This window comes from Enterococcus sp. AZ170 (assembly GCF_050545135.1).
Taxonomy (GTDB): Bacteria; Bacillota; Bacilli; order Lactobacillales; family Enterococcaceae; genus Enterococcus_L; species Enterococcus_L ureilyticus.
The window spans coordinates 888,624-912,560 of the sequence record NZ_CP172947.1 but is presented as its reverse complement, the minus strand read 5'-3'; the positions used below and the strand labels follow the sequence as shown (position 1 = coordinate 912,560).

At 35.4% G+C, this 23,937-nt stretch carries 23 protein-coding genes, 2 tRNA genes and 2 other annotated features; of the genes, 10 read left to right on the top strand and 15 right to left on the bottom strand.

Features of this window, described 5'->3' with window-relative positions; genetic code table 11:
- Positions 1-113 precede the first annotated feature (113 nt).
- The 4 genes from IGJ55_RS04430 (at position 114) to IGJ55_RS04415 (ending at position 3,970) form a co-directional block, all read left to right on the top strand.
- On the top strand, positions 114-1,295 hold the full coding sequence (locus IGJ55_RS04430; RefSeq protein ID WP_207120506.1) for a serine hydrolase domain-containing protein: 1,182 nt from the start codon (positions 114-116) through the stop codon (positions 1,293-1,295).
- A 139-nt stretch (positions 1,296-1,434) separates the two neighbouring features.
- Entirely contained in the window at positions 1,435-2,190 is a 756-nt protein-coding gene (locus IGJ55_RS04425) for a metal ABC transporter ATP-binding protein (RefSeq protein ID WP_430607458.1), read from the top strand.
- Positions 2,187-3,044: a metal ABC transporter permease gene (locus tag IGJ55_RS04420; RefSeq protein WP_069640558.1), complete on the top strand. Its 858-nt coding sequence runs from the start codon at positions 2,187-2,189 to the stop codon at positions 3,042-3,044. The genes IGJ55_RS04425 and IGJ55_RS04420 overlap by 4 nt, the downstream gene beginning before the upstream one ends.
- A complete protein-coding gene (locus tag IGJ55_RS04415) occupies positions 3,041-3,970 on the top strand; it encodes a metal ABC transporter substrate-binding protein (RefSeq protein WP_069640557.1) in 930 nt (309 codons plus the stop codon). Before IGJ55_RS04420 ends, IGJ55_RS04415 begins: the two co-directional genes overlap by 4 nt.
- Before the next feature lie 45 nt (positions 3,971-4,015).
- Here the strand turns inward: IGJ55_RS04415 and IGJ55_RS04410 are convergent, their stop codons facing one another.
- The 8 genes from IGJ55_RS04410 to IGJ55_RS04375 form a co-directional block, all read right to left on the bottom strand.
- Positions 4,016-5,554 carry an ABC-F family ATP-binding cassette domain-containing protein gene (locus IGJ55_RS04410; RefSeq protein WP_430607454.1) on the bottom strand — a complete coding sequence of 513 codons (1,539 nt, stop codon included), beginning with the start codon at positions 5,552-5,554 and terminating at the stop codon, positions 4,016-4,018.
- A 466-nt stretch (positions 5,555-6,020) separates the two neighbouring features.
- Positions 6,021-6,485 (bottom strand): NUDIX hydrolase, encoded by a 465-nt coding sequence (locus tag IGJ55_RS04405; protein WP_429950435.1) that lies wholly within the window; start codon positions 6,483-6,485, stop codon positions 6,021-6,023.
- Positions 6,486-6,606: 121 nt separating this feature from the next.
- Positions 6,607-7,800: an amidohydrolase gene (locus IGJ55_RS04400; RefSeq protein WP_429950433.1), complete on the bottom strand. Its 1,194-nt coding sequence runs from the start codon at positions 7,798-7,800 to the stop codon at positions 6,607-6,609.
- A gap of 15 nt (positions 7,801-7,815) precedes the next feature.
- Positions 7,816-8,649, bottom strand: a complete 834-nt coding sequence (locus IGJ55_RS04395) for a MetQ/NlpA family ABC transporter substrate-binding protein (RefSeq protein ID WP_069640554.1) — start codon at positions 8,647-8,649, stop codon at positions 7,816-7,818.
- A 26-nt stretch (positions 8,650-8,675) separates the two neighbouring features.
- Positions 8,676-9,356 (bottom strand): methionine ABC transporter permease, encoded by a 681-nt coding sequence (locus IGJ55_RS04390; RefSeq protein ID WP_069640553.1) that lies wholly within the window; start codon positions 9,354-9,356, stop codon positions 8,676-8,678.
- A gap of 23 nt (positions 9,357-9,379) precedes the next feature.
- Entirely contained in the window at positions 9,380-10,450 is a 1,071-nt protein-coding gene (locus IGJ55_RS04385; RefSeq protein ID WP_429950429.1) for a methionine ABC transporter ATP-binding protein, read from the bottom strand.
- 11 nt (positions 10,451-10,461) lie between these two features.
- Complete coding sequence (locus tag IGJ55_RS04380) at positions 10,462-11,292, bottom strand: MetQ/NlpA family ABC transporter substrate-binding protein (RefSeq protein ID WP_069640551.1); 831 nt, start codon at positions 11,290-11,292, stop codon at positions 10,462-10,464.
- A 65-nt stretch (positions 11,293-11,357) separates the two neighbouring features.
- Positions 11,358-11,609, bottom strand: a binding site (T-box leader).
- 114 nt (positions 11,610-11,723) lie between these two features.
- Positions 11,724-11,957, bottom strand: a binding site (T-box leader).
- 65 nt (positions 11,958-12,022) lie between these two features.
- Complete coding sequence (locus IGJ55_RS04375; RefSeq protein WP_429950427.1) at positions 12,023-12,283, bottom strand: zinc-ribbon domain-containing protein; 261 nt, start codon at positions 12,281-12,283, stop codon at positions 12,023-12,025.
- 193 nt (positions 12,284-12,476) lie between these two features.
- Between IGJ55_RS04375 and IGJ55_RS04370 the strand changes: the two genes are divergently transcribed.
- Together IGJ55_RS04370 and IGJ55_RS04365 are read left to right on the top strand one after the other, a co-directional pair.
- Positions 12,477-12,549: transfer RNA gene (locus IGJ55_RS04370), tRNA-Thr, on the top strand.
- A 187-nt stretch (positions 12,550-12,736) separates the two neighbouring features.
- Positions 12,737-13,231 carry a GNAT family N-acetyltransferase gene (locus tag IGJ55_RS04365; RefSeq protein WP_429950425.1) on the top strand — a complete coding sequence of 165 codons (495 nt, stop codon included), beginning with the start codon at positions 12,737-12,739 and terminating at the stop codon, positions 13,229-13,231.
- A 78-nt stretch (positions 13,232-13,309) separates the two neighbouring features.
- Here the strand turns inward: IGJ55_RS04365 and rpoN are convergent, their stop codons facing one another.
- Complete coding sequence (gene rpoN / locus IGJ55_RS04360; protein ID WP_430607445.1) at positions 13,310-14,635, bottom strand: RNA polymerase factor sigma-54; 1,326 nt, start codon at positions 14,633-14,635, stop codon at positions 13,310-13,312.
- A 59-nt stretch (positions 14,636-14,694) separates the two neighbouring features.
- Here rpoN and IGJ55_RS04355 point away from each other — a divergent pair.
- A tRNA-Arg gene (locus tag IGJ55_RS04355) sits at positions 14,695-14,766 on the top strand.
- A 579-nt stretch (positions 14,767-15,345) separates the two neighbouring features.
- On the opposite strand, the gene IGJ55_RS04350 is transcribed toward IGJ55_RS04355, so the two are convergent.
- The 5 genes from IGJ55_RS04350 to IGJ55_RS04330 all read right to left on the bottom strand — a co-directional run bounded on the left by IGJ55_RS04350 (position 15,346) and on the right by IGJ55_RS04330 (position 19,404).
- Positions 15,346-16,323, bottom strand: a complete 978-nt coding sequence (locus tag IGJ55_RS04350) for a hypothetical protein (RefSeq protein WP_240604503.1) — start codon at positions 16,321-16,323, stop codon at positions 15,346-15,348.
- Positions 16,324-16,453: 130 nt separating this feature from the next.
- Positions 16,454-16,744, bottom strand: a complete 291-nt coding sequence (locus tag IGJ55_RS04345; RefSeq protein ID WP_429950421.1) for a hypothetical protein — start codon at positions 16,742-16,744, stop codon at positions 16,454-16,456.
- A gap of 167 nt (positions 16,745-16,911) precedes the next feature.
- Positions 16,912-17,583 (bottom strand): ABC transporter ATP-binding protein, encoded by a 672-nt coding sequence (locus IGJ55_RS04340; protein ID WP_069640546.1) that lies wholly within the window; start codon positions 17,581-17,583, stop codon positions 16,912-16,914.
- Positions 17,584-17,587: 4 nt separating this feature from the next.
- On the bottom strand, positions 17,588-18,679 hold the full coding sequence (locus tag IGJ55_RS04335; protein WP_430607440.1) for an ABC transporter permease: 1,092 nt from the start codon (positions 18,677-18,679) through the stop codon (positions 17,588-17,590).
- A 143-nt stretch (positions 18,680-18,822) separates the two neighbouring features.
- Entirely contained in the window at positions 18,823-19,404 is a 582-nt protein-coding gene (locus tag IGJ55_RS04330; RefSeq protein ID WP_430607437.1) for a TetR/AcrR family transcriptional regulator, read from the bottom strand.
- 350 nt (positions 19,405-19,754) lie between these two features.
- Between IGJ55_RS04330 and IGJ55_RS04325 the strand changes: the two genes are divergently transcribed.
- Entirely contained in the window at positions 19,755-20,648 is an 894-nt protein-coding gene (locus IGJ55_RS04325; protein WP_430607435.1) for an NlpC/P60 family protein, read from the top strand.
- A gap of 275 nt (positions 20,649-20,923) precedes the next feature.
- Here the strand turns inward: IGJ55_RS04325 and IGJ55_RS04320 are convergent, their stop codons facing one another.
- Positions 20,924-21,256: a hypothetical protein gene (locus tag IGJ55_RS04320; protein WP_430607432.1), complete on the bottom strand. Its 333-nt coding sequence runs from the start codon at positions 21,254-21,256 to the stop codon at positions 20,924-20,926.
- Positions 21,257-21,540: 284 nt separating this feature from the next.
- On the opposite strand from IGJ55_RS04320, the gene IGJ55_RS04315 reads away from it, so the two are divergent.
- Both IGJ55_RS04315 and IGJ55_RS04310 read left to right on the top strand, forming a co-directional pair.
- Complete coding sequence (locus IGJ55_RS04315; RefSeq protein ID WP_069640541.1) at positions 21,541-22,239, top strand: response regulator transcription factor; 699 nt, start codon at positions 21,541-21,543, stop codon at positions 22,237-22,239.
- Positions 22,229-23,728 carry a HAMP domain-containing sensor histidine kinase gene (locus IGJ55_RS04310; protein ID WP_429950411.1) on the top strand — a complete coding sequence of 500 codons (1,500 nt, stop codon included), beginning with the start codon at positions 22,229-22,231 and terminating at the stop codon, positions 23,726-23,728. Before IGJ55_RS04315 ends, IGJ55_RS04310 begins: the two co-directional genes overlap by 11 nt.
- The last annotated feature ends 209 nt before the right edge of the window (positions 23,729-23,937 follow it).

Below are 23,937 nucleotides of genomic sequence, written 5' to 3'. Positions count from 1 at the left end.
CTTTTCAAAGAAGAAAATCCTCCTTACAAAAGTGTTCGTTAAATCGCTATGAATGCTCTTGCTTTTCAATAATAAGTGAGCAAAAATAAAGAATACTTGGAGGTGAATAACCTATGCATCACAAAAAGCAGCATAAAAAAAATAATCCTTGGATACCCGCAATGGTTACGATCCTGTTATTCGTACTTATTGGATTAGAAGGATACCTGCTATTTACCCCTCATGATACTGCGCCCGCTACAAAAAAAGAAACACTTGAAACGACGCAATCCGCTATTGATCGGACTCAAGATGCTCAAATTGCAAGTAATTTTAATCAAGAGGTTCAACCTACTTCTGATTTAGCGCAGCAAATCAACCAACAACTTGAAGACAATTCTTTTATAGGAACAGCTTTAGTTGTACATGACGGTCAGATTATCCTCCAAAAAGGCTTTGGTTATGCCAATTTTGCTAAAAAACAGGTCAATACGCCTCAATCCCTCTTTCAAATTGGTTCCATCCAAAAAGCGTTGACAGCGTCATTGATTCTACAACAAGTACAAGCAGGAAAACTTTCATTAGATGAAACGTTAGATCGTTTTTATCCAACAATACAAGAAAGTGAAAAAATAACCATTCGTCAATTACTTTCAATGAATTCAGGATTGTATCAAAAAGAAAAACCGAGTCTTATGATGTCTGATGAGGCATTTTTACAATTTGGCATTGCCAATGCTGCAATGGGGACTTATGGTCAGTTTAAGTATGATGCAATCAACTACTACATTTTGGTGGGTATTTTGGAACAACTAACTGGAGTGTCGTACCAGAAATCATTTAATCAAACCTATATTCAAAAATTACAATTATTTCACACTCTTTCTTACAATGATTTTTTACATTCAAAGGACCGAACCGTTGCTTATGAAAATGTTTCTGGCAAAGATTATGGAACTGAAATCGCCGATAAACCATTAGTATTCAAGCAAGAAATTGGAACAGGTAGTATTGCTATGACCACGGGTGATCTGTATTTATTTTTTTCTAATTTTTTATCAGGAAATATTATTGACAAAGAAACCGTTGATTCATTTTGGACCTCAGAAACATTGAGCAAATTTGCTGGCGGAATGTATAACTACAAAAATTATATTCGTGCCCATGGAATTGAAGAAGGATTTGAGCCCAATGTCTATTTTTCAAAAGACAAACAAGATGCTGTGATTTTGCTTACCAATCAATACCCTAAAAATCATAGTAACACTCTTTTGGGTAAAACAATTTTTGATTTATTGGGCTCTTATGAAAACTAAATAACCTAAATAAAAAATCTAGCGGTCGGTCTGACCGCTAGATTTTTTATTTTTTTAGGCAAACCTAAAATATAGATTGATTTTAATTTAAGTTTATCTTATACTAATTTTAAGGCAAACCTAAAAAGGAGGTTTTTACATGTCTATAACTAACAATAATCTTACAATCAATCATTTAACGGTTAGCTATCAAGGTCAACAAGCTTTAACCGATATTTCTTTACAGATTCCTGCTGGAAAAATTACTGGTATTATCGGTCCAAATGGTGCTGGAAAATCAACATTTCTAAAAGGAATGCTAGGATTGATCAAAACAGATACTCGAACGGTGTTAGCTGGTGAGCGGCCGATCGACACTCAAAAAAAACGGATTGCTTACGTTGAACAACGTAGCGTACTCGATCTTTCTTTTCCAATCAATGTGTTAGAAGTTGTACTTCTAGGTACGTATCCAAAACTCGGACTTCTGAAACGGCCGAAAAAGGAAGAAAAAGAACAAGCTTTAACTGCACTTAGAACCGTACAACTTGAAGACTTTGCCAAGCGGCAGATCGGTGAATTATCTGGCGGACAATTACAGCGTGTCTTCATTGCTCGTGTTCTTGCTCAAGAAGCTGATATCATTGTTTTAGATGAACCCTTCGTAGGAATCGATATGACAAGCGAGAAGGTGATCATGGATATTTTAAAACAATTAAAGGAAGCAGGAAAAACCATTTTGATCGTTCATCATGATCTTCACAAAGTTGCACATTATTTTGATGAGGTGATCCTTTTAAAGAAAAAACTGATTGCAAATGGACCTGTTACAGCAACTTTTACAAACAAGAACATTCAACTAGCCTACGGTGACACAATGGGCGATATTATTATCAAAGGAGTGGCTGATGCATGATAGCAAATTTTATTGATGGTTTGGTTCGTTACCAATTTTTACAAAACGCTTTGATCACTTCGATCATTGTTGGTCTTGTTTCAGGAATTATTGGTTCATTTATCGTTTTACGCGGAATGTCCTTGATGGGGGATGCGATTTCTCATGCGGTATTACCTGGAGTCGCAGCTTCTTATATGTTTGGTGTCAATTATATTTTCGGTGCGACGATTTTTGGTATCTTAGCTGCTTTATTGATCGGTTTCATTACTCAAAAAAGTCAGTTGAAAAATGATACGGCAATCGGGGTTGTTTTTAGTTCCTTTTTTGCCTTAGGAATCATCATGATTTCCTTTGCCAAGAGTTCCACTGACCTTTATCATATTCTTTTCGGAAATGTCTTAGCCGTTCGAGATTCTGATATTTTGATTACTGTGATTGTTGGAATCGTCGTCTTGATTTTTGTCAGTCTTTTCTATAAAGAGCTGCAAATTACCTCTTTTGATCCAACGATGGCACAGGCTTATGGACTGAATGTTCAGTTTTTCCATTACGCATTGATGTTTTTGTTAACCTTAGTCGCTGTATCATCTTTACAAACAGTCGGCACGATCTTAGTAATTGCCATGTTGATCACTCCTGCAGCAACAGCTTATCTGTTGACGAATCATTTGCCGACAATGATTGCTTTAGCTTCAACTTTTGGCATATTAAGTTCGATCATTGGTTTATTCTTTAGCTATTCTTATAATTTAGCATCAGGTGCTACGATTGTTTTAACTGCTGCTGCATTTTTCATTTTAGCTTTTCTATTTTCACCAAAAAAAGGACTATTTTTTGTCAATAAACAGAAAACGGAGGAATCTACACTATGAGAAAAAAAATACTTTTAATTGCTGCTTTAGCTAGTTTATTTTTACTAGCTGCTTGTCAATCTAACACTGCCGATACGTCTGATAAAGAGAAAATCAACGTTGTAGCAACGAATTCGATTCTTGCTGACATGGTAGATAATGTGGGGAAAGATTTGGTTAATTTACACAGTATTGTGCCAGTGGGAACAGACCCTCATGAATATGAGCCTTTACCAGAAGATGTTGCCAAAGCATCTGAAGCTGATGTGTTATTCTTCAACGGCTTAAATCTGGAAACAGGCGGCAACGGTTGGTTTAAAAAATTGATGGAAACCGCCAAGAAAAAGGAAGACCAAGACTACTTTTCAGTAAGTAAAAAGGTCGATCCGATGTACTTAACAAGTGCTGGCAAAGAAAATGAGCAAGATCCTCACGCTTGGTTAGATATTCAAAACGGCATACTTTACGTTGAAGCAATCAGAGACACGTTGAGTGAAAAAGATCCTAAAAATAAAGAAACTTATGAAATCAACGCCAAGGAATATATTGAAAAACTTTCAACCTTAGATAAAGAAGCTAAGGAAAAATTCGCTGATATTCCAGAAGATCAAAAACTATTGGTTACTAGTGAAGGGGCATTTAAATATTTCTCCAAAGCATACGGATTGACTGCCGCTTATATCTGGGAGATCAATACAGAGAGCCAGGGGACACCTGATCAGATGAAGCAAGTCATTGACCAAATCAATAAGACGAAAGTTCCAGCATTATTTGTGGAAACAAGTGTTGATAAACGAAGTATGGAACGTGTTTCAAAAGAAACAAATTTACCAATTTACAATACGATTTTTACCGATTCTATCGCCAAAAAAGGGGATGACGGTGACAGTTATTATGCTATGATGAAATGGAATTTAGATAATATTCACGATGGCTTGATGAAATAGAAAATGTGGAGTTGGCATGGTTATCCCCTGTCAACTCCACATTTTCTATTGTATCATGTCTTCAATATTAATCACACGATCGGTGATATCTATATAAAACTCCTCTTCGTGAGAAACGATTACGATTGTTCCTTGAAAATGCTGAATTGCTTGTCGCAAACTGTCTTTCGCTGCAGCATCAATATGATTCGTCGGCTCATCTAAGAAGATAAGATTGCTGCTCTCCATTGTCAGTTCACTTAATTTTACCTTTGTTTGTTCTCCTCCACTTAATAAGCGTAACGGTTGATTCACTAATTTATCAGGTAAGCCGCATTTTGCCAGATAGGTACGTATTTCTTTAACGGTCTTTTTAGGAAAACGATCGCTTAGATAAGCGAGTGGTGTTAAATAATCATTGTCCCACGTCAACTCTTGGGAGAAATACGCAATTTTAGTATTGGCAGGATATTGATATTCGCCACTGATGGCATTGATTTTCCCAGTTAACGTTTTGATCAATGTGGATTTTCCAATACCATTAAAGCCTTTGATTGCAACTTTTTCACCACTATGAATGGATAAATTGATTGGGGCTAATAGTGGTTCACTGTAACCGATCACCAACTCATTTGTCACTAAAGCTAAACTTGCGACAATCGACTGGTAAGGAAACTGGATTTGCGGTTTCATCAAACTTCCAGGTGGTGCCAATCGTTCCACTCGATCTAATTGCTTCTGACGACTTTTAGCCATCGTTGCGCGATTTCCCGCTTTGTATTTACGAATATACGCTTCGGCTTTTTCAATTTTCGCTTGTTGTGCATGATATTGTTTCAAATAACTTTCTTTGTTCTGCTCTTTTTGAGCAAATGATTTTTCAACATTTCCTGTATATTTTGTTAATTTACCAAATTCAATATCACAGATACAATTAGTGACAGCATTTAAAAAATGATAGTCGTGAGAAACTAAAATAAATGTGCCAGTAAAGCTATTTAAATAATTGATCAACCATTCGATATGAGTATCATCTAAATAATTTGTTGGTTCATCTAAAAGTAAGACATCTGGTTCTTCTAACAGCAGTTTCGCCAAAATCACTTTTGATCGTTGACCTCCACTTAATTCATTCATCGGTCGATTTAACCCGATTGCTTCAATCCCCAAGCCATTAGCAAGATCATTGATGATTGTATCCCTTTGATAAAAATCACTTTCATCTAGCTGTGTTTGAAAATTCCCAGCTCGTTCTAGTAACTTCTCCTCCCCAGTTTCACCAAATTTTGTATATAGTTGATTGATTTTCGTTTCTATTTCATACAATGGTTGATAAGCTTGCTGTAAAAATTCATTGATCGTACTATTTCCAATCACTTCCACATATTGATCTAAATAACCAATTTTAGTATTATTTTGCCAAGTGATCGTGCCATCATCTGCTAAAATTTCACCAGTTAAAATTTTGACTAATGTTGATTTTCCAACCCCATTTTGACCAGTAAGTCCCATATGATCCCCTTTATTGACTCGCAAAGATGCTTCTTCATAAAGAATCTTTTCACCAAAGCGTTGGGTTAAATCTTCAATTGTTAATATGCTCATTTGCTTTTCCTCATTTCTATTTCTTGATTCATTGTAAATTGTCTTAAGTGCTATTTATTCGATAGTTAAACTTGTCTTAGACAACTGTTTTATACGTTTAAAATCAATTTGTTCTTTTCAGTTTGATACAAAAAAACAAGCGACCAAATAGGCTTCCCTATCTTATCCCTTGTTCTGCTCTCAACAAAGGACAACGTATAAAACACGTTGTCCTTCAATCAGCGCTATAAAAAATCATCATCCATCGCCAAAAAAATACTAAATAAGACTAGCAACTAGTCTAAAAAAATTCAGTATTCTTCTTAAACGATGAAGCGTTCATTTTATTAGGCTCCACAACAATGCTTCATCACATTCAACTGTCGGGAGCTGATTCTTTTTACAAATTTATCGGAAAGAACAAACATTCTTAATCACCTTTCTTTACAAAAATAGTTTACCATAATTGGTTTGAAAAGCAAAGATTCTACTTTTTTTGAATAAGATGTTGTACCGATTCTTTTTTTTCATTTGTTATTTTTTTTAAAAAGGCAGGTCGGATATCTGCATCTTGCAACTCCCCCAAGGATAACCAAAGCAGCTGTTCTTGGGCACCAAATTCATTCCGCGAAGAAGAGGAAACCAGTTTATCGGAAAGTTCTATATAATAATACAGACAAAGTTCATGGTAGCGCTCGTTAGTCAATGCAGATGTAAAAAAATTTTCATGAAAAAAACCTAGTTTTTTCTGTTTAATTCTTTTCCCAGTTTCTTCAAAAACTTCTCTTTCAATCGCTTCATCAGCTGTTTCATGAAGCTTCACCCGTCCACCAACTGAATAGAAATATGGTTCCTTTGAATTTGATACAACTAATAAACCTAAATCACTTGTGATAATGGCTCCGACGCGATAATTAAATCGCCCTGCATCCGTTTGAAATGTACAATCCATTTTTCATCCTCCATTTTTATTTAGTATAATCAACCTCTACAACCTTACTAAGTAGAAATTAAAAAGAATAAGTGCTGAAGTATATTACCCTTCAATACTCATTCTTTTTCAAACGACTATTCTAAGCATTTAAATAGGTTAACGCATAATGTACATGAAATTCTGTTGCCAACGCTAGTCCTGCTTCATCAATATCAAATTTTTCGTGGTGATGACCATACTGTGTATCAAGATTATCCAGATTTCGAGTCCCAACACGACCATAAACACCTGGAGCTTTTAGCAAAAAATCAGCGAAATCATCTGCTCCTAAGCTTTTGATGTGATCCGTTACGACGTTGTCCCGCCCAACGATTTCTGCCGCTACTTCTTGCGCTAATTCGGTTGCTGTATCATCATTGATCAACGGACCTGCCGCATCATGAATATGAAAAGAAGCAATTTTAGTTCGATGAGCTTCAGCGACTTGTTCAGAAATTTCTTCTACACGTTTCAAAACAAACGCTCGCGTTTCATGGCTAAATGCTCGTACAGTTCCTTCGATTCTTGCATGATTCGCTACAATATTATAGCGAGTACCTGCATCAAGTACGCCAATACCAACCACCACTGGATCTAGAGGACTGACTTCTCTAGCCGCAATTTTTTGAAGTTCTACGACAATACTTGCAGCGGCTAACACTGCATCTCGCCCAACATTCGGCTGTGCAACATGACTACTTAACCCCTCAACTTCAATTTTGAAAATATCACAAGATGCATTCGTCGCTCCTTTGGTGGCCACTAGTTTTCCTACAGGAATGCTGGAATCTAAATGAATGCCAAAAACTTGATCGACATTTTCAACAAAACCACCCTCTACAAATTGACAAGCACCTGCGCCAATTTCTTCTGCTGGCTGAAACGCTAATTTGATGCTTCCACTAAAGTCTTCCTCATGATTTTTCAACACTTTAGCTGCACCTAATAACGCAGCTGCATGACCATCATGTCCACAAGCATGATTCAACCCAGGATTTTTTGATTGATAGTTTTTCCCAGTAGCATCTTCTAATTCTAAGGCATCAATATCCGCTCTTAAAAGAATCGTTTTTCCAGTTCCTTTTTTACCAGTGATGGTTGCCAAAGCGCCAGTTTCACCAACTGCTTCATAAGGAATCGCTAATTTTTCAAGCTCTTCTTTGATTCGTTTGATCGTTTCAAACTCTTTTAAACTGGCTTCTGGATATTGATGAAAATGACGTCTTAGCGCAATCACATTGTCTGAATTTTCTTGAATTTCTGCTTTGATCGATTGTTTTGTTACTACAGTCATTTATTTATCCTCCTCTTATTTTCTGCCAAATGTTTCCCAAGCTGGAATACTTGACCCTTTTGACGTTTCTTCGATGACTTTCTTTGTTTCTTCTTGTTGATAGGTATCGATCACTTTATTGTACGTTTTATTGTCTTCATCTTCTTTACGGGCAACAATGATATTGACGTATGGTTTAGATGTTTCATCAACTGGTTCTAGGAAAATCGCATCTTTAGTTGGAACAAAACCAGCATCTACGGCCATTCCGCTATTAATAACAGAAGCATCAATATCTTGAAGTGCTCGAGCAGTTTGAGAAGCATCTAATTCTGTGATTTTTAGATTCAATTTATTTTCTGTCACATCATTGACTGTTGGTGTTTGTTTTTTAGCTGGATCAACCTTGATTAAACCAGCACTTTGTAATAGTAATAACGCGCGTCCACCATTTGTTGCATCATTTGGGATGGCGATTTCAGCACCATTTTTTAATTCTTTGATGTCTTTTATTTTAGAAGAATAGATCCCTAACGGCGCACTGACTGTATTTCCAATCGAAACAAGCGCTGTTTTATGTTCTTTGTTATAGTTATCCAAGAAAATTTGGTGTTGGAATGAATTCAAATCAATTTCTTTTTCCGCTAAGGCAGCATTTGGTTGTGTATAATCGGAAAATTCGACAAGCTGAAGATCAATTCCCTCATCTTTCAAACGTTCTTTTACTGATTCTAAAACTTCATTATTGGCCCCAACTACACCTAGTTTCACGACTTCACTCTTCTCACTTTTAGCACTCCCAGCAGAACATCCAGCTAAGATAAATCCAATCGTTAAAGCTAATCCGATAATTTTAATTGTTTTTTTCATTCTATTTCCTCTTTCCACTTATTATTTTAATGAGATGTTTTTTTGATCAATGTATTACTGATAAACTGACTAGCAAAAACTAAAACTAAAATGATCAATGTTGCTACAATTGTCACATCCGTTTGGAATCGATTGTAGCCTCTGGTGATGGCTAAATTTCCTAAACCGCCCGCTCCAATTGCTCCAGCCATTGCCGTCAGCCCAATTAAATTAATGATTGTAACGGATGAAACACGGATAATACTTGGCAGCCCTTCAACTAAATAAACCCTAAAAATAATGCCCAATGGACTAGTTCCCATTGACTCAGCTGCTTCGATCACACCTGAATCAACTTCTAATAAAGCATTCTCAATCTGTCTTGCAAAAAATGGAATCACTCCTATCACCAGCGGCACTAAAGCAGCCGTTGTCCCAATCGTTGTTCCTGTTAAAAAACGAGTGAGCGGCTGAATCAATGCCAGCATGATGATAAAAGGAATGGATCGGCATACATTAATGATTTTTTCTAAAATATTATAAATAAAGCGATTGGCTAAAATTCCTTCAGGACCTGTTGCAACTAGAACAACGCCAAGTAACGTACCTAAGATTCCAGCAATAACTGCTGTCCAAAAGACCATATATAATGTTTCAATCGTACTATCGATAAATTCTTGTTTTAGTAATAGCACATTTGGAAAATAATTTTGTAAAAATGTCTGCATAATTGGCACTCCTTTTCTTTACTTTAGATAACTTGTAACGGTACGATATTTTTTGTTCCCTCGTAATCTTTCAGGACTTTGATTTTCACACCTTGTCTTTGTAAAAAGTCTAACGCCCTCTCCCGTTGGTTCTCCTCTCCCAAAAGAATCACAATCAGATTTCCAATAGGAACTTGCTGTAAAATTTCTACATTGCCATATAGGATATTCGTCACAACATGGTATTTGCTGTAAAGTTGCGCAATCAAAGGCTCACTTGTTTGTTCTCCCACATACGAGAATTCTACCAACACTTCATTTCCACTTAAATTCGTTAAACTAGGATGCTGAATAATCGTTTCCAACGCTTGATCAATATGTGTCGCAGTTCGAATAAAGTCCTTCGTCAAGGCTTCTTTAGGCTGACTGAAAATCGACACAATATCATTTTGCTCAATCACCTGTCCTGCTTCCATCACAGCTACTTTGTTGCAAATTTCCTTCACTACTTGCATTTCATGGGTGATCAAAACGATTGTTAAGCCTAGTTCTTTATTTAATTTTTTTAATAACTCTAGAATCTGGATCGTAGTTTTTGGATCAAGCGCACTGGTCGCTTCGTCACATAATAAGATTTCTGGATCGTTGGCTAAGGCTCTAGCAATCGCTACTCGCTGTTTCTGTCCACCGGATAACTGACTCGGATAAGCATCCTTTTTATCGGACAGTCCTACTAGATCAAGCAAACGTTCGATTTTTTCTTTGCGTTGTTCCTTTGATAATCCAGAATATTTTAGTGAAAAGTCTACATTGGCGAAGATTGTTCGTTCCTTCATTAAATTAAAATGTTGGAAAATCATCCCAATTTTTTTACGCTGTGTTCGGAGTTCTTTCGGTGAAAAGTGAAGAATATTCTTTTTATTAATTAAAACTTCACCAGCTGTTGGTCGTTGAAGTAAATTGATCACACGAACTAAAGTGCTCTTACCTGCTCCTGAATACCCTACAATCCCAAAGACATCCTCTTTTTCAATCGTTAAGGAAACATCTTGTACCGCATTAATTTGTTGTTTTTTTTGATAAAATGTGACATCGATATTTTTTAATTCAATCATTTTTGCACCTCCTATAATTCTTTTGGAATAAACCAGTAGTTTCCTTGGTTATGTTCCTTTAAATAATTTTTAAATGTGTCTGAATGATAAGCTTTCACAACGTCCTTGGCCCAGGCACTCTCTGAATTCTTTTCATCTACCGTTGCAACCAGTTCATACTCTTTTAAGACATCTTCTGAAAGTAAGCTGTCATTAGGTTCAAGTTTGGCGCTATAAACAATGCTTCCAGGAATCACTGCGTAATCTAAATCTGCTAAACTTCGGGGGATCTGCGCTGATGACATTTGAATCAGTTCTAAATTTTTTGGGTTACTTTCAATGTCTTCTTTTGTTGCTTTAACTGGATCAACGCCTTCTTTTAATTTGATCCACCCCGCTTTTTCTAAGAGATTGAATGCTCGTGCAGTATTTGAGGCATCATCAGGAATCCCGATTTTATCTTGTTCTTTTACCTCCTCTAAATTGGTTTTCCTACCTGGAAATAGTCCCGCTGGAACAGTTGGAATTGATGTAATCCCGACTAAGTGAGCTGCTTTATTCTCATTAAAATTATTCAAATACGCTGTATGTTGATCAACATTTAAATCAATTGCTCCCTCTGTTAAAGCCACATCTGCTTGAATTAGTTCTGTAAACTCTGTTTGTTCTATTTGATAACCCTCTTTTTCTAAAATCGGTTTGACTGCCTCTAGAAATAATTCACTATAAGGCCCTGGTGATGTCCCGACTCGGATAACTTTGCTTTCTTTTTTTTCTGATACACCCTGATCGTTATTTCCACATGCCGTAATGCCGATGATCCCTGTTATGATCAACAAAACTCCAACTAACTTTTTCTTCATGTCTCTTCCCTCCATTACTTTATTTATAAAAGAAAAAAGCGTCCTCAAATGTATTAAATTATACATTTGAGGACGCTTTTGCGTGCTACCACCTCTATTTGATATTTATTCACATAAATATCCTCGTCAAGTACGGCGATCACTGATCGATTATACTCTAGCACGGTAACGGGTGCATCCGTCGTTGTCTTATGAATCATTCATTCGAAGCGCTGCTCAATGGCCATTTTCCAGATTTCGTTTACCGCTTGTTTTCAGCTGCTCAAGCTCTCTGTTAGATATCGTTTCATCTGTACTTTCCATCTCATTGCTTTGTTTATTTAATTATTTGAAGGATCAACACTTCCTTCGTCAGTCTTGTACTGTTCAACATCTAATTGCTATGTAATTAGATGTTGAACATGTAAAAAGCCCTCTACCAGCTTATGCTAGTAAAGGGCGAATAATCGCGGTACCACCTTTGTTTTAAAGTAAAAAAATTACTTTTCTTAGACCAAGTCTTACAACTTGTCGCTTTGATAACGGGTGCTTTCCCGAAGCTGCTTACGTATCAACAGCATATCCTCATGAGGCCATCTTCAATCCTTTTGCACTTATCTCTTTTCACCTACCGAGACTCTCTAATAAAGCACATCCAAATTTACTCTTCTCTTCAACGGACGAATATTCATTTGTTGTTACATTGTATTCTACTGGAAAATAAAATCGATGTCAAACATTTTTTTATTTTTTACTCAGTAATTGTTTCAGCTGTATTTACCAAGTACTGTTCTAAGACTTCCTTTGATAATTCTTTCCCGTATCCACAAATTGGACACAACAAATAATGACCAGATGATGTAGTGAAAAGTGGGATCCAAAATAACGTAAATTTACGCCCGATTTGTTTTCCCTGCATGACTACTTCGTTATTACAAGGGCTACAATCACATTGAATCACCGTATCCCCTAAATCCTTTTCAAAACCTCGACTACCCCAAACAATAAACATATTTATTTTCTCCCTTTCATTTTAGTTTACCAATAGATTCTAAATCCTGTTAATAACATTTGAGAGCTGTTCGTCAAGATCAAGCGTTTATTATATAACAATTCACAATTTTTTAATCTTCTGATTTAAGCGGAAATTTATTGACAAACTTCAGCATCTACGGTAATCTGTTATCTGTATTACATAATAATATGCCGCCTTAGCTCAGCTGGTAGAGCACCACCATGGTAAGGTGGGGGTCGACGGTTCGAATCCGTCAGGTGGCTTACTATAGAAGCTGTATTTTCAAGTAGTCTGGGGGTACAGTTTTTTGCTGTCCTCTTAACTTGTTGATAGCGCCCCCTCTTCTGATTCAATCCGTCTACTTCGAACATAAACAGATAGTCATTCAATCTTTGTAAAAAAACGAATATAATAAAAATAAATAATTCCTTTGGAGGTGACAATCAACTGATGTCGAATAACAAAAAACTAACATTCGAATTCTATCAAAAAAATGATCAGATACTCTATTCTATTCTTACTCAAGACATTCGTGTTATGCGCTACATTACTGAAAAAGCTGAATCGGAAACTGAAGTTGTTGATAACTTCAAAAAAATTCTACACTATAATGCTACTCATCATGACCAAACAGGTTATTACAAAATTTTTGATCAAGAAACCTATATCGGCTTTGGCAAATTATCTTGGGATGACGAAGATAAAATCGAAATTGGGTATATGATACTACCTGAAAAATGGGGGAAAGGGTATGCAACTCTTGTGATTGCACATTTTCTAGACTGGATAAAACGCTCAAGATCTCTATCTCAATTCACTGTTTACGCCATTATTGATCCTAAAAATAGTGCTTCGAAACATTTATTAGAAAAACATGCGTTTGTTTCTGTTTGGCAAGGGATTGAAGATGGGCTACCTTCTGAACATTTGATTTGGCAACCCTAGTTTTCAATTTCTGAATGGACTAAAAAGTGTCCGCTCTTTTTCTAAGAGCTAGACACTTTTTTGTTATACACTTAATTTTCAATCATCATATCTCTTTCGCTTAGATGAAGCAGGTATTCCCAAAGCTTCCCGATACTTTGTAACCGTTCGACGCGAAATTTCTATCCCATGTTCTTTTAGCAAGTCCACCAATTTCTGGTCAGAAAATGGTTTAGCTTTATTCTCATTATCAACTAACGTCTGTAATTGTTTTTTTATACTACTCGTTGAAGTTTCTTCTCCAGTACTGTCATTTGACAATCCATTAGAAAAAAATGAACGAAGCTCAAATACACCAAATTCTGTTTCCAAATATTTACCATTAACTGTCCGACTGACTGTGGATTCGTGGATGTTTAACGCTTCAGCAATCTCTTTTAAAGTCATCGGTTTTAGCGGTCGATCTTCTTTTAAAAAGAATTCCTGTTGACGCTGGACGATCTCTGTTCCAACTCTTAAAATCGTATCGCCACGTTGCATGATTGTTTTTTCTAACCATTCGAATTCATTTTTCTTTTCCTTGATGTATTCTTGAACCTCTTTATCATCCGTTGCTTGCATTCGTTCAAAATAGGTTTGTTGGAACTGGATCGTGGGCGTACCCGCTTTGTTTGAAATCACAGTAAGCTGCCTGTCTTTGATTCGTATGGTTAAATCAGGGCGGATATACAATCCAGAAGTGGATTCAAAAATACTTCCTGGCGCAGGTGTCAAGGTCTGAATATAATCAAAAATCAATTGAATCTCTGATAAACTGACATCAAATTTTTTAGCAATCAGACCCCACTTGCGATTAGCTAAATGATCAAATTCCTCCTCAATCACAATATAAGCCAATTCAGGTGCATTATCATCTCGTTCAACCTGCAACATCAAACATTCACGTAAGTCTCTTGCACCGACACCAGCCGGATCTAATTGTTGGATCAATGTCAAAGCATCCAACATCTCAATTGATTTTGCGCCTGTTTTTAAACAGGCTTCATCTAAATCAATCATCAAATAACCATTTAAATCAATAGATTCAACTAGAAATAATACTAAAGTACGTAAATAAGTATCACGATAATTTAAGTGGATTTGATCGATCAAATATTCAAAAAGCGAGGTGTGATCGTCAGGAATTTGATTTAAATAATTATTTTCTTCATTTGTATAAGTTCGACTACTAGAACTTGGAAAATCTCCATAGTTTGTCTCTGTTTGTATATCGATCAAAGGGTTTTCCAATGACTTAGATTCTATGTATGCAAAAAGCTCTTCTGAATTGTATTGTAAAATCTGTATCGATTGTTGTAATTGTTGTGTCATTGCAAGTTTTTGGACTTGTTTTTGTTGTTGTGATAAATGTTGTTCGAATTTCAATTTCTTGGTCCTCCCCCTTGTAATTTATCAAAATATCAGCTAAACTAGTAGACGTGCTTGCGCCCTTAGTGTAGTGGATATCACGTAAGATTCCGGTTCTTGAGACGGGGGTTCGATTCCCTCAGGGCGCATCTTTTTTGACTACTAGTTTCCTACTACATGTAGCATTATAGCATAGTTTACAGGCAGATGTAGACCTGTTTTCGCGAGATTATCGTAGTAGTTCTAACCGGTGCACTACAATAGTGTAGTGTTTTTTTTTATAAACTTTTTTCATTAGAGCTAAATTATTGTTGCCTCTCTCCCTTTTCTCATTTATCTATCAATTTTATATAAAATTTGATAAATAAATGCCGGTTTTGTGTGTTATTATAGTTTTTTTGGAAAATATATTAGTTAGGTAGTTGATAATATTGAGTCAGCGTCACACAAGGCTACTAGTTATTTCGCTCTTTTTAGCTCTTACAGAAGTTATCTTCACACATTATTTTAATCAATTTAGTGCTATTGATTATCAAGTGTTATTTTTAGTTATTACTTTGATCCAAGGAGGAATACTCTTATATTTCTTGCTCTCGTTTCTGTTATTATTAATTATCAATCGTACACCAAGAAAATAATTTTCCCACTTATTATCCACATAAAAAACGCCCGCTAAAAGCTAGGGTATCAAGCTATCTTTTGGTGGGCGCTTTCTCTTTTGTCAATTCTTATAAAATCATCGTCTCCAGTTCAAAACGAATCTTACTTTGGATTTTCTGGATTTTTTCTATTTCTGTACGTTTTTCATCTATCTGATATTTTTGTGCAATCGAATGATTATAGGAAATAATGTAACTAATCGCCCACAGTCGAGGTTCTTCAATGATTTCATCAGCTAAAGGATACAATAATGCAAAATGCAGCCTGATTTCCTCCATGATATCTACTAGTAAAATGGGATCATCATTGATCAATTCTTTTTCTAAAAATAATAGAATCCTTTGATAGGCTGCGCAATCCAATGGCATACCGACAGCTGCTGGGATAACTGTGTATTTCTTGTTATCTCTCCACAAAAACTCAACTTCTTCTTTTACATGAAGACTGACAAGCTCTTCCAAGATCCATGATCGAACTAAATTATGTACCTGATCATCCAGCAGAATTTTCTTTCCAATCGCAATAAATTCATCTTGGGGAAGTTGGCCAGCTTTTTTGACGATTGCTAATTGTTCATAATGGTTATGGGTATTTAGATGAAGCAATTCTTCTTTTAATTCTTTGATTTTACTCACTTCAAATTGCTGATACATCAGTTCCACATGCCGAATTTTCTTCTTTAAAGAAATTAATTTTCTCATTTCACCGCTTTGCTCCATCAAAATTCGCTCGTTGATAATACTATGTGCCTGAATAAACATATGATTTTGGATCAGGATTTGGATATACAACTCCATATAATCTAAATAAGCGAAATAATGTTCTTTCATTTCTGAAGCTAAAGATAATGCCTGATCATTTTCATCTATTTCTAAGTACATATTTACCAACACTAGATTTAACGGAAAGTCTTGTCGAATTGCATAAGCTTGTTCGTAGTAACCAACAGCTTCAACTAAATCTCCTTGTTTTGCGGCTTCCTGTCCCAGCTCAATAAACCGTTCATAGTTTTTTGGAAATGGAATTTTATTTGTCAAAAGAAACACCACCTTCCTAATGTTTATTTCCCATGATATCGTAATTATTCACATAATTACTATCAAAAAAGAAATAGTGTGTATACTTTAAAAAGGAAACCCCTTACTTAACTAACTATCCTATAAGCTCAATGAACTTCTAATATAAATTTCGAATAATAACAGCCATTTCTGATTGCCCTTGTGCCTGCATTCGTTCTGCTTTTTCACTCAATGTATAGCCAACATAAAAGTCTTTTGTCAATTCATCTTGCACCTTAAATTCTGCAACTTCTTCTACATGAAAAGCATTTGGTTCAACTTCTTGAACACTATCCCACCCTGTATCAATAAATACTTTTGTAGCATCATGGATGGCATCATTTGCTTCTAACTCTGCCACAATTTTCTTTAATTGTGAGAAAGTCATTACTTCTACCCGATTATCCATTGTATTGCCTCACTTTCTGATCTCTACTTCTTCTTATATTCCCACCACATGTATATCCAACCATTTACTTTTCTCCACTATTATCATAACCTAAAATTGATTTTTAGAACACTTAAATTTAAAAAGAAGGAAAATAAACTTTTTTGTTTATTTCCCTTCTTTTTTTATTATTCTTTGATTAATTCACCATCTTCAATGCGATAAACCTTGTCACTCCATTCGATCATTCTCGGATCATGTGTGACCATAATCGTTGCCTTTTGCTTTTCGTGTGCTTCTTTTGCTAAAATTTTAACGACTTCATAGGCATGCTCTGTGTCTAAACTTGCCGTTGGTTCATCAGCTAATATAAGACTCGGTTCATTAAATAATGCCCGCGCGATCGCCACTCGCTGACGTTCTCCACCGGATAGATCACGTGGAAATTTATGGATCAGATCGGCGATATCCAAAGAAGACAATAATTCATTGATTCGCTGTGTTTCTATTTTTTTCTTTTCGATTTTATCAACTAAAGTAAATTGCTTTTCCACAGTTAAAAATGGAATCAAATTAGAAGATTGTAAAATAAACCCAATCTCTTCAAAACGTAATCTTGATCGCTTCTTTTCATTTAAATGGGTAAAATCTTTTCCATTGATCATGATATTGCCGGTTGTAGGTGTCTGTAGCCCTCCTGCAATCGTTAAAAAAGTACTCTTACCTGATCCAGAAGGGCCAATGATACTGACAAATTCTCCAGCTTTAACACCTAAATTGATTCCTTTTAAGGCTTCAACTTTGGCATGTCCTTTACCGAATGTTTTTCGAATATCCTCCATCAATAAAATATCATTCATTCTCTTACCCTCCTATGGCTTTCATTGGATCAACATGTGTGACTGTACGAATTGAAAAGACACCGCCTAATACAGCAACGATAATCAACACGATGCTATAAATCACTAAATTCGTACTATCTAATTCAAAAGGCATTGCGCTTGGTAAAATTAGATTGGTCAGCAAAGTCAAGACGACCCCAATCGCAACCCCTATCACCCCTAGAATAAAGGTTTGTGCAATGATCGATTTAATAATATAACCATTAGAAATTCCTTGAGCCTTCATTACGCCAAATAAACTCGTTTTTTGTAATGTCATCACATAAATGAAAATTCCAATGATCGCAGCTGTGATCACAAATAAGAAATAGATCATCGCATTTAATGTAAGATTCTGTTCACTATATCCAGGTAACTTTTCAATAAATTCTTCAATTTTATATTTGACTAAATGATCATCCACAGTTTCCAGCTTGATTTCACTCGTTGGCGTAGTCTGAACGACGATCCCATTGATTGGCGCTTTGTCTCCTTCAATGATTTTACCAAATTTAAGCTCTTGCCATTGATCTAGTGATGTATAAATCAAAGGCACAATGCTAAAACTATTTTGTTTTGTAATACCAACAACTTTCAGTTCTTTGTCCAATTTTCCGATTTTTACAGTATCACCAAGTTTGATTCCTTTGTCTACTAAGTTTTGTGGAATGATGATTTCACCAGTGTTCTCAAAATATCGCCCCTCAACTAATTTGGGTCTAATCGAGCTATTCATGCTCACACCAAAAAGAGAAATATTGATTTTATCAGCCTCTTTATTTTGACCAACTTTATTTATTGCTCCTGCAAATTGTCCTAGTGGTTCTTTTTGTTTTGCTTCTACATGGTTTAAATCATCCATAACCAAGCTTGACGCATTCAAACTTTTATTCGCGTCTTCAGATAACACAATACTTGTAGCATCCCATTGATCAACGCCTTGTCTTACTCCTTGCGCAAGACCATTAGCTAAACCAGATAACATAAACGCAACATAAGCAACCAACACGATAACACCAATCACTAAAGTATACCTTAACTTAAAAAATTTCATCTCTTCTAAACCTAAAAACATGGATTCCACCTCTTTTTTATCAATTGATAAAAAAATGTTCAAAAAAAAGCAAAGACATTTTTTATCGGTTGATAAAAATATTACCATAAAAAAAAGAATTAGACAATATTTTTTTATCAGATGATAAAAAAACTGTCAATTCTTTAAGATAAAACACCATGTAAAACCATATTCATCAATTCAGTAATTTGCTCTGAACGTTCTTTTTCTGTAGATAGTTGATGAATCGTTGAAAATAGCAATGACAGGCTCATCAGATAAAACTGAGCTGCCTTTTTTGATGACACTTTGTTGCTTAATGGTGTTTGACTTGCTTCAAAAATAACTTGTAATGGTTCTAAATAATAATCATTTAAAATGTAAAATAGTCGCTGCTTATTTTCTTGTTCCATCTCAGCGGCACTTTGATGAATAAATGAAAAAATATCTCTATGATAAACAGTTAGCAAGGCTTTTGTACATTTGATCAGCTGATTCTCAATAGTATCCGAGTCTTTTTGGATTTGTTCAATCTCATTTTTTAACTGAATGCCAATTTGTTTATTGATTTCAATAAACAGAAGCTCTTTATTGGAAAAATGATAGTACAATGCAGGTTGTGTGATATTAGCTGCTTTGGCAATATCACGAGTCGAAGTGTTTCTGTATCCATTTGTTAAAAACAATTCTTTGGCGGTTTCTAGAATCAATTGATGTGTTACATCAAATACAGTTTCCTTTTTCATTGCCTATCCCCTCCGATATTCACTGTATGAACTATTTTAAATCAAAACGAAAAAAAAAGATAGTCACTAAAAATGCAAGCTGAAATCTTAACCAAATTGTCCTTTTTTGTTTCGTTACTTAACTAACTATTATCAGACAAATGTTATTGAAATAAAACATTGATTACATTACAGTTCGCAACTTACCTGAAATAAAAGTACGTTTTTTGTAAATGAAGAAATAAACATTTAACCTGTCTTTTACATACTTTTTTAACAAGCTATGTTTAAATATTAACTGGCCTTCCAATAAATAAATTTGGAAAAACAAGTTTACTTTAAAGAAAATCAAAAATTTAAGGAGCGTTTTTTTGAAAAAAAATAAATTCATTACTACGTTATTTCTAAGTTGCTTAACCTTATCTGCTGGTCTATTACTGAATGAACAAGCCTTCGCAAATCCAGCCGAGACAACCGTCGCCTCTGATCAAATCATGACTGAAAACACCCAAAAGTTAACTCAAATAAAAGAGGTCAAAAAAGAATTGCTTCATCAAAAAAATAACAAAAATGAGCAATTAGCTAATTTAGAAAAAAAGATTAAGAAAATCCAAGTTTCCCTTGATCAAATAGAAGAAATCGAAGCAATTGGCAGAATTTCTAACTCTTCAAAATCTGATAATACACAGATGATACAACTTAAAACAGAGCTTTTACCGACTACCATTCAAGAGGATGCTAAGAGCATCAAAAAAGAACAACTGATTGAATTAAAACAACAGGAAACTTCATTAAAAATAGAAACAGATACTCTTTCAAAACAGCAATCTGAAACAGAAAAACAAGCAGCTCAATTATCAGATAAAATAACTCAAGCAGAGAAACAAAAAACGGAACAAGCAAAACAAACCGATACTCGCACTGCAGTTGTCGCTGCTGCTAAAACGCATTTAGGTAAACCTTATGTGTATGGTGCCGCTGGCCCTGATGCTTTTGATTGCTCTGGATTAGTTCAAGTTGCTTTCGCATCTGCCGGACATGCTTTAGGTCGAACAACCGTTGACCAAGAAACTGCAGGCACAATTATTTCGGTCACAGAAGCTCGAGCTGGTGATTTAGTTTTTTGGGGAAGTCACGGTGGAACTTATCATGTTGGCATTTCAACTGGTGACGGTTCGTATATTCATGCACCTGTTCCAGGTGATGTAGTTCAAATTGCAACAGTTGCTTCCTATGCTCCTGATTTTGCTGTACGAATTTTATAAATTTTTTCAAATTGAAAAGAGCAAATAAAACTAAAATTCAGTTTTATTTGCTCTTTTTCCTTTGTATTCCTCTATTTTTTAATTAATATTGTAACAAAAAAATGATATGTTTAACAAATTATGATTTACAACTAGAACAATTCTCATTTTTTTACAAAAAAACTTAAATTGTTGAGAATTATGAGAAAGTATGGTATTTTATAGTTGTGTGTAATTTGATTTGTGTTCCCTCTATCAATTTGATGGGGGAATATTTTTTTGATCTTTCTAGTCGTTTAATGACAATAGTTCTTCCTTGTATCATGATGGTTTTGCCTTTTGTTGTTCACTCGATTGTGATTGCTACTTTCACGTCTATTATAAGAATCGTTATTTCCTTTTTCCCATTTTTCTTGACTTTCATTTACTTCTTCTTTCGTTACTTTCCGAGCTTCTACTTTTCGCTCTTCTTTTGCTCTAAATCCTCGTTGATGTCCATGTTTGTGTCGCATCTCAACGGTGTCCATCTGATTATCATCCAGACTCTCTAAAGCCTCGCTGACCGTGGTAAATCCTACCAAGCCTGTAAATAGTACAACAAATAAACCGCTAATTACGTTCTTTTTCATTTCTTGTTTCCTCCTATTTTAAATTTGTCATAAACTCATCCAGCTCTGCCTGAAAATAAGAACGGATAGAGCACTTTTTCTACAAGGAGAAAGAATTCCCCCACTTCACCTCTACTCATTCTATTTATGTCATTTAGCTTCAGCACATCCAAGTCACAAAGCTATATTCCAAAGCTGTTCCTCTTTAGATTAATAAAGAATTGTGTCAAATATGTGTCGAAAATAAATTCCCTAAACTAGTAATTATTGACTATAATAAAGAGGAGCAATTAGGAGGATATCAAATGAAAAATATCTTGATCGTCGATGATCATATACAAATTACAGAGGTTTTAAAAGAATATAGTATTAAGGAAGGCTTCTCACCTATTATCGCTTCAGATGGAGTAGCTGCATTAGATGCGTTCTTCAGTCATTCGGTTGAACTTATCTTGTTAGATGTTATGCTTCCAAAACTTGACGGTTTTGGTGTTTGCAAACAAATACGCGAAACATCAAATGTACCGATCATCATGGTCACAGCAAAAGGAGAAGACTATCATCGAATCATGGGTTTAGATATTGGAGCAGATGATTATATTGTCAAACCCTTTTCACCTAACGAGGTCATGGCACGAATTAGAGCGATTCTAAGACGAATCGAGCGTACAGAAGAGAACCAACATACAATGGAACAATTAACTTACGATAATTTGATTGTTTACTTGGACGAAAAAAAAGTAACGATTGACCAGCAAGAAATTATGTTGACTAAAAGAGAATTAGAACTCCTATGGCTTCTTTTGTCCAATCAAGAAAAAGTATTCTCTAGAGATAATCTTTTAGATAGCTTGTGGGGCATTGATTACTTTGGCGATGCCCGAACAGTAGATACTCATATCAAACGGTTACGGGCAAAATTAGATGAAGTGACTCATCCAACTTGGGAAATTGCGACAGTTTGGGGACAAGGCTATAAATTCGAGGGCAAAAATGAAAAATAAGCTAACTAGAAAACTGATTCTATACTTCTCACTTACTTTATTCCTTTTTTCATTGGTTATTGGTCTGGCTTTCAGTATTTTATTTTCTAAACAAACTGTAACGATCCATACGGAAGAAATGACGCGCCGAGCAATTGTGGTTGCGGATACTTTACGCGATTATTTTATTGAACAAGAAAACAGCAATGACGAGAATAGTTCTTCTATGCATGGCATGATGGGGTCTGGTTCTTCAATGAAAATGGGCATGGGCTACTCTTCTTTTTTAACTTTTATGGATCAATTAGCACTTGATGATATTTGGATCGTTGATGAAAATGCTGATACCATCACAGTAGGGCACGGTATGCATAGGAAAGAATATAATGAGCTGCCTGATAATGCTCAAGATGTTATCAAGAAAGTTTATACAGGTAAAACAGCCACTAGTGATGCTTTTAGTCGTTTTATCGGTGCACCAACAGGGACCGTCGGTGCACCAATAAAAGATAACAATGGTACCGTCCTTGCAGTCGTACTTTTACATTCAGCAATCTCCAGTATGCATAAAGAAGAAAATCAAGGGTACTTTTTGCTTTTCATCAGTATTTTGATTGCTTGGATCATTGGACTGCTACTATCTATTCTATTATCAAAAAAATTTATTGCTCCTATCAATAAAATGAGCACTTTTACTGAGCAACTGGTTGTAGAAGATTATGATGAGGTATTAGACATTGACACAACAGATGAAATGGGCCAACTAGGAGCAAAACTAACTATTTTAAAAGATCGACTTGCGGAAGCCAAATTCCAGAGAGAAAATCGCGAGCAAGCACAAAAAAATTTCTTATCCACAATTTCTCACGAATTACGTACACCTGTAACGGTGATTCGTGGCTCACTTGAATCTTTGAATGACGGATTGATCAATCAACCAGAAAAAATCAAACAATATCATCAACAACTTTTAACTGAATCCATTGTTTTAGAAGGTCTGATCAATGATTTACTGGAACTATCTAGATTGGAAAATCCTGAATTTAGTATTACAATGGAGCCTGTTTCAATCAATGATATTTTAACTGACAGTATACGAAGTTTACGCTTAAAAACAGTAGAAAAACAACAGCAATTGCAACTAGATAAGTTAGACGATCAGCCCATTGTGATCAATGGGGATTATGGTCGGATTCGACAACTCTTTGTCATTTTAATTGAAAATGCTCTTAAATTTTCTCCCATAGGAGCAACTATTACCATTCAAGCAGGCCTAGAAGTAAAACAGTTGATTATCAGTATTCACAATCCTGGTTCATATATTGCTCCAAATGAGCAAAAAGAGATTTTCCAACGCTTCCATCAAGCTCGTTCGAAAGAGCAATTAGATGGCACTGGTTTAGGCTTAGCGATTGCTAAAGAAATTGCTGAACGACATCACTTTTCTCTAAAGGTCAGCAGTGATAAAAAAACTGGAACAACTTTTTATATCAAAATACCTGTAGAATAGAAAAAGATGAGAGTCTGGGACATAACTCTACGAGTTATCTCTCAGACTCAATGAATCCGTATAAACGGTGGGAGCAGAAGCAATCACTACGCTTCGATCACATCAAATTCTAAGTGCTAAAGCACTAAGATTTGAAGGCTTCGGAAATAAGCTCAAATTCACAAAAATTTGAAGAGCAATTTTCGTGAATTCCTTCTTATTTCTCCAAT

Excerpts from the sequence above, each read along its gene's own strand:
- IGJ55_RS04430 (WP_207120506.1), top strand. The coding sequence starts at position 114 with ATGCATCACAAAAAGCAGCATAAAAAAAATAATCCTTGGATACCCGCA.
- IGJ55_RS04425 (WP_430607458.1), top strand. The coding sequence starts at position 1,435 with ATGTCTATAACTAACAATAATCTTACAATCAATCATTTAACGGTTAGC.
- IGJ55_RS04420 (WP_069640558.1), top strand. The coding sequence starts at position 2,187 with ATGATAGCAAATTTTATTGATGGTTTGGTTCGTTACCAATTTTTACAA.
- IGJ55_RS04415 (WP_069640557.1), top strand. The coding sequence starts at position 3,041 with ATGAGAAAAAAAATACTTTTAATTGCTGCTTTAGCTAGTTTATTTTTA.
- IGJ55_RS04410 (WP_430607454.1), bottom strand. The coding sequence starts at position 5,554 with ATGAGCATATTAACAATTGAAGATTTAACCCAACGCTTTGGTGAAAAG.
- IGJ55_RS04405 (WP_429950435.1), bottom strand. The coding sequence starts at position 6,485 with ATGGATTGTACATTTCAAACGGATGCAGGGCGATTTAATTATCGCGTC.
- IGJ55_RS04400 (WP_429950433.1), bottom strand. The coding sequence starts at position 7,800 with ATGACTGTAGTAACAAAACAATCGATCAAAGCAGAAATTCAAGAAAAT.
- IGJ55_RS04395 (WP_069640554.1), bottom strand. The coding sequence starts at position 8,649 with ATGAAAAAAACAATTAAAATTATCGGATTAGCTTTAACGATTGGATTT.
- IGJ55_RS04390 (WP_069640553.1), bottom strand. The coding sequence starts at position 9,356 with ATGCAGACATTTTTACAAAATTATTTTCCAAATGTGCTATTACTAAAA.
- IGJ55_RS04385 (WP_429950429.1), bottom strand. The coding sequence starts at position 10,450 with ATGATTGAATTAAAAAATATCGATGTCACATTTTATCAAAAAAAACAA.
- IGJ55_RS04380 (WP_069640551.1), bottom strand. The coding sequence starts at position 11,292 with ATGAAGAAAAAGTTAGTTGGAGTTTTGTTGATCATAACAGGGATCATC.
- IGJ55_RS04375 (WP_429950427.1), bottom strand. The coding sequence starts at position 12,283 with ATGTTTATTGTTTGGGGTAGTCGAGGTTTTGAAAAGGATTTAGGGGAT.
- IGJ55_RS04365 (WP_429950425.1), top strand. The coding sequence starts at position 12,737 with ATGTCGAATAACAAAAAACTAACATTCGAATTCTATCAAAAAAATGAT.
- IGJ55_RS04345 (WP_429950421.1), bottom strand. The coding sequence starts at position 16,744 with ATGGATAATCGGGTAGAAGTAATGACTTTCTCACAATTAAAGAAAATT.
- IGJ55_RS04340 (WP_069640546.1), bottom strand. The coding sequence starts at position 17,583 with ATGAATGATATTTTATTGATGGAGGATATTCGAAAAACATTCGGTAAA.
- IGJ55_RS04335 (WP_430607440.1), bottom strand. The coding sequence starts at position 18,679 with ATGTTTTTAGGTTTAGAAGAGATGAAATTTTTTAAGTTAAGGTATACT.
- IGJ55_RS04330 (WP_430607437.1), bottom strand. The coding sequence starts at position 19,404 with ATGAAAAAGGAAACTGTATTTGATGTAACACATCAATTGATTCTAGAA.
- IGJ55_RS04320 (WP_430607432.1), bottom strand. The coding sequence starts at position 21,256 with ATGAAAAAGAACGTAATTAGCGGTTTATTTGTTGTACTATTTACAGGC.
- IGJ55_RS04315 (WP_069640541.1), top strand. The coding sequence starts at position 21,541 with ATGAAAAATATCTTGATCGTCGATGATCATATACAAATTACAGAGGTT.
- IGJ55_RS04310 (WP_429950411.1), top strand. The coding sequence starts at position 22,229 with ATGAAAAATAAGCTAACTAGAAAACTGATTCTATACTTCTCACTTACT.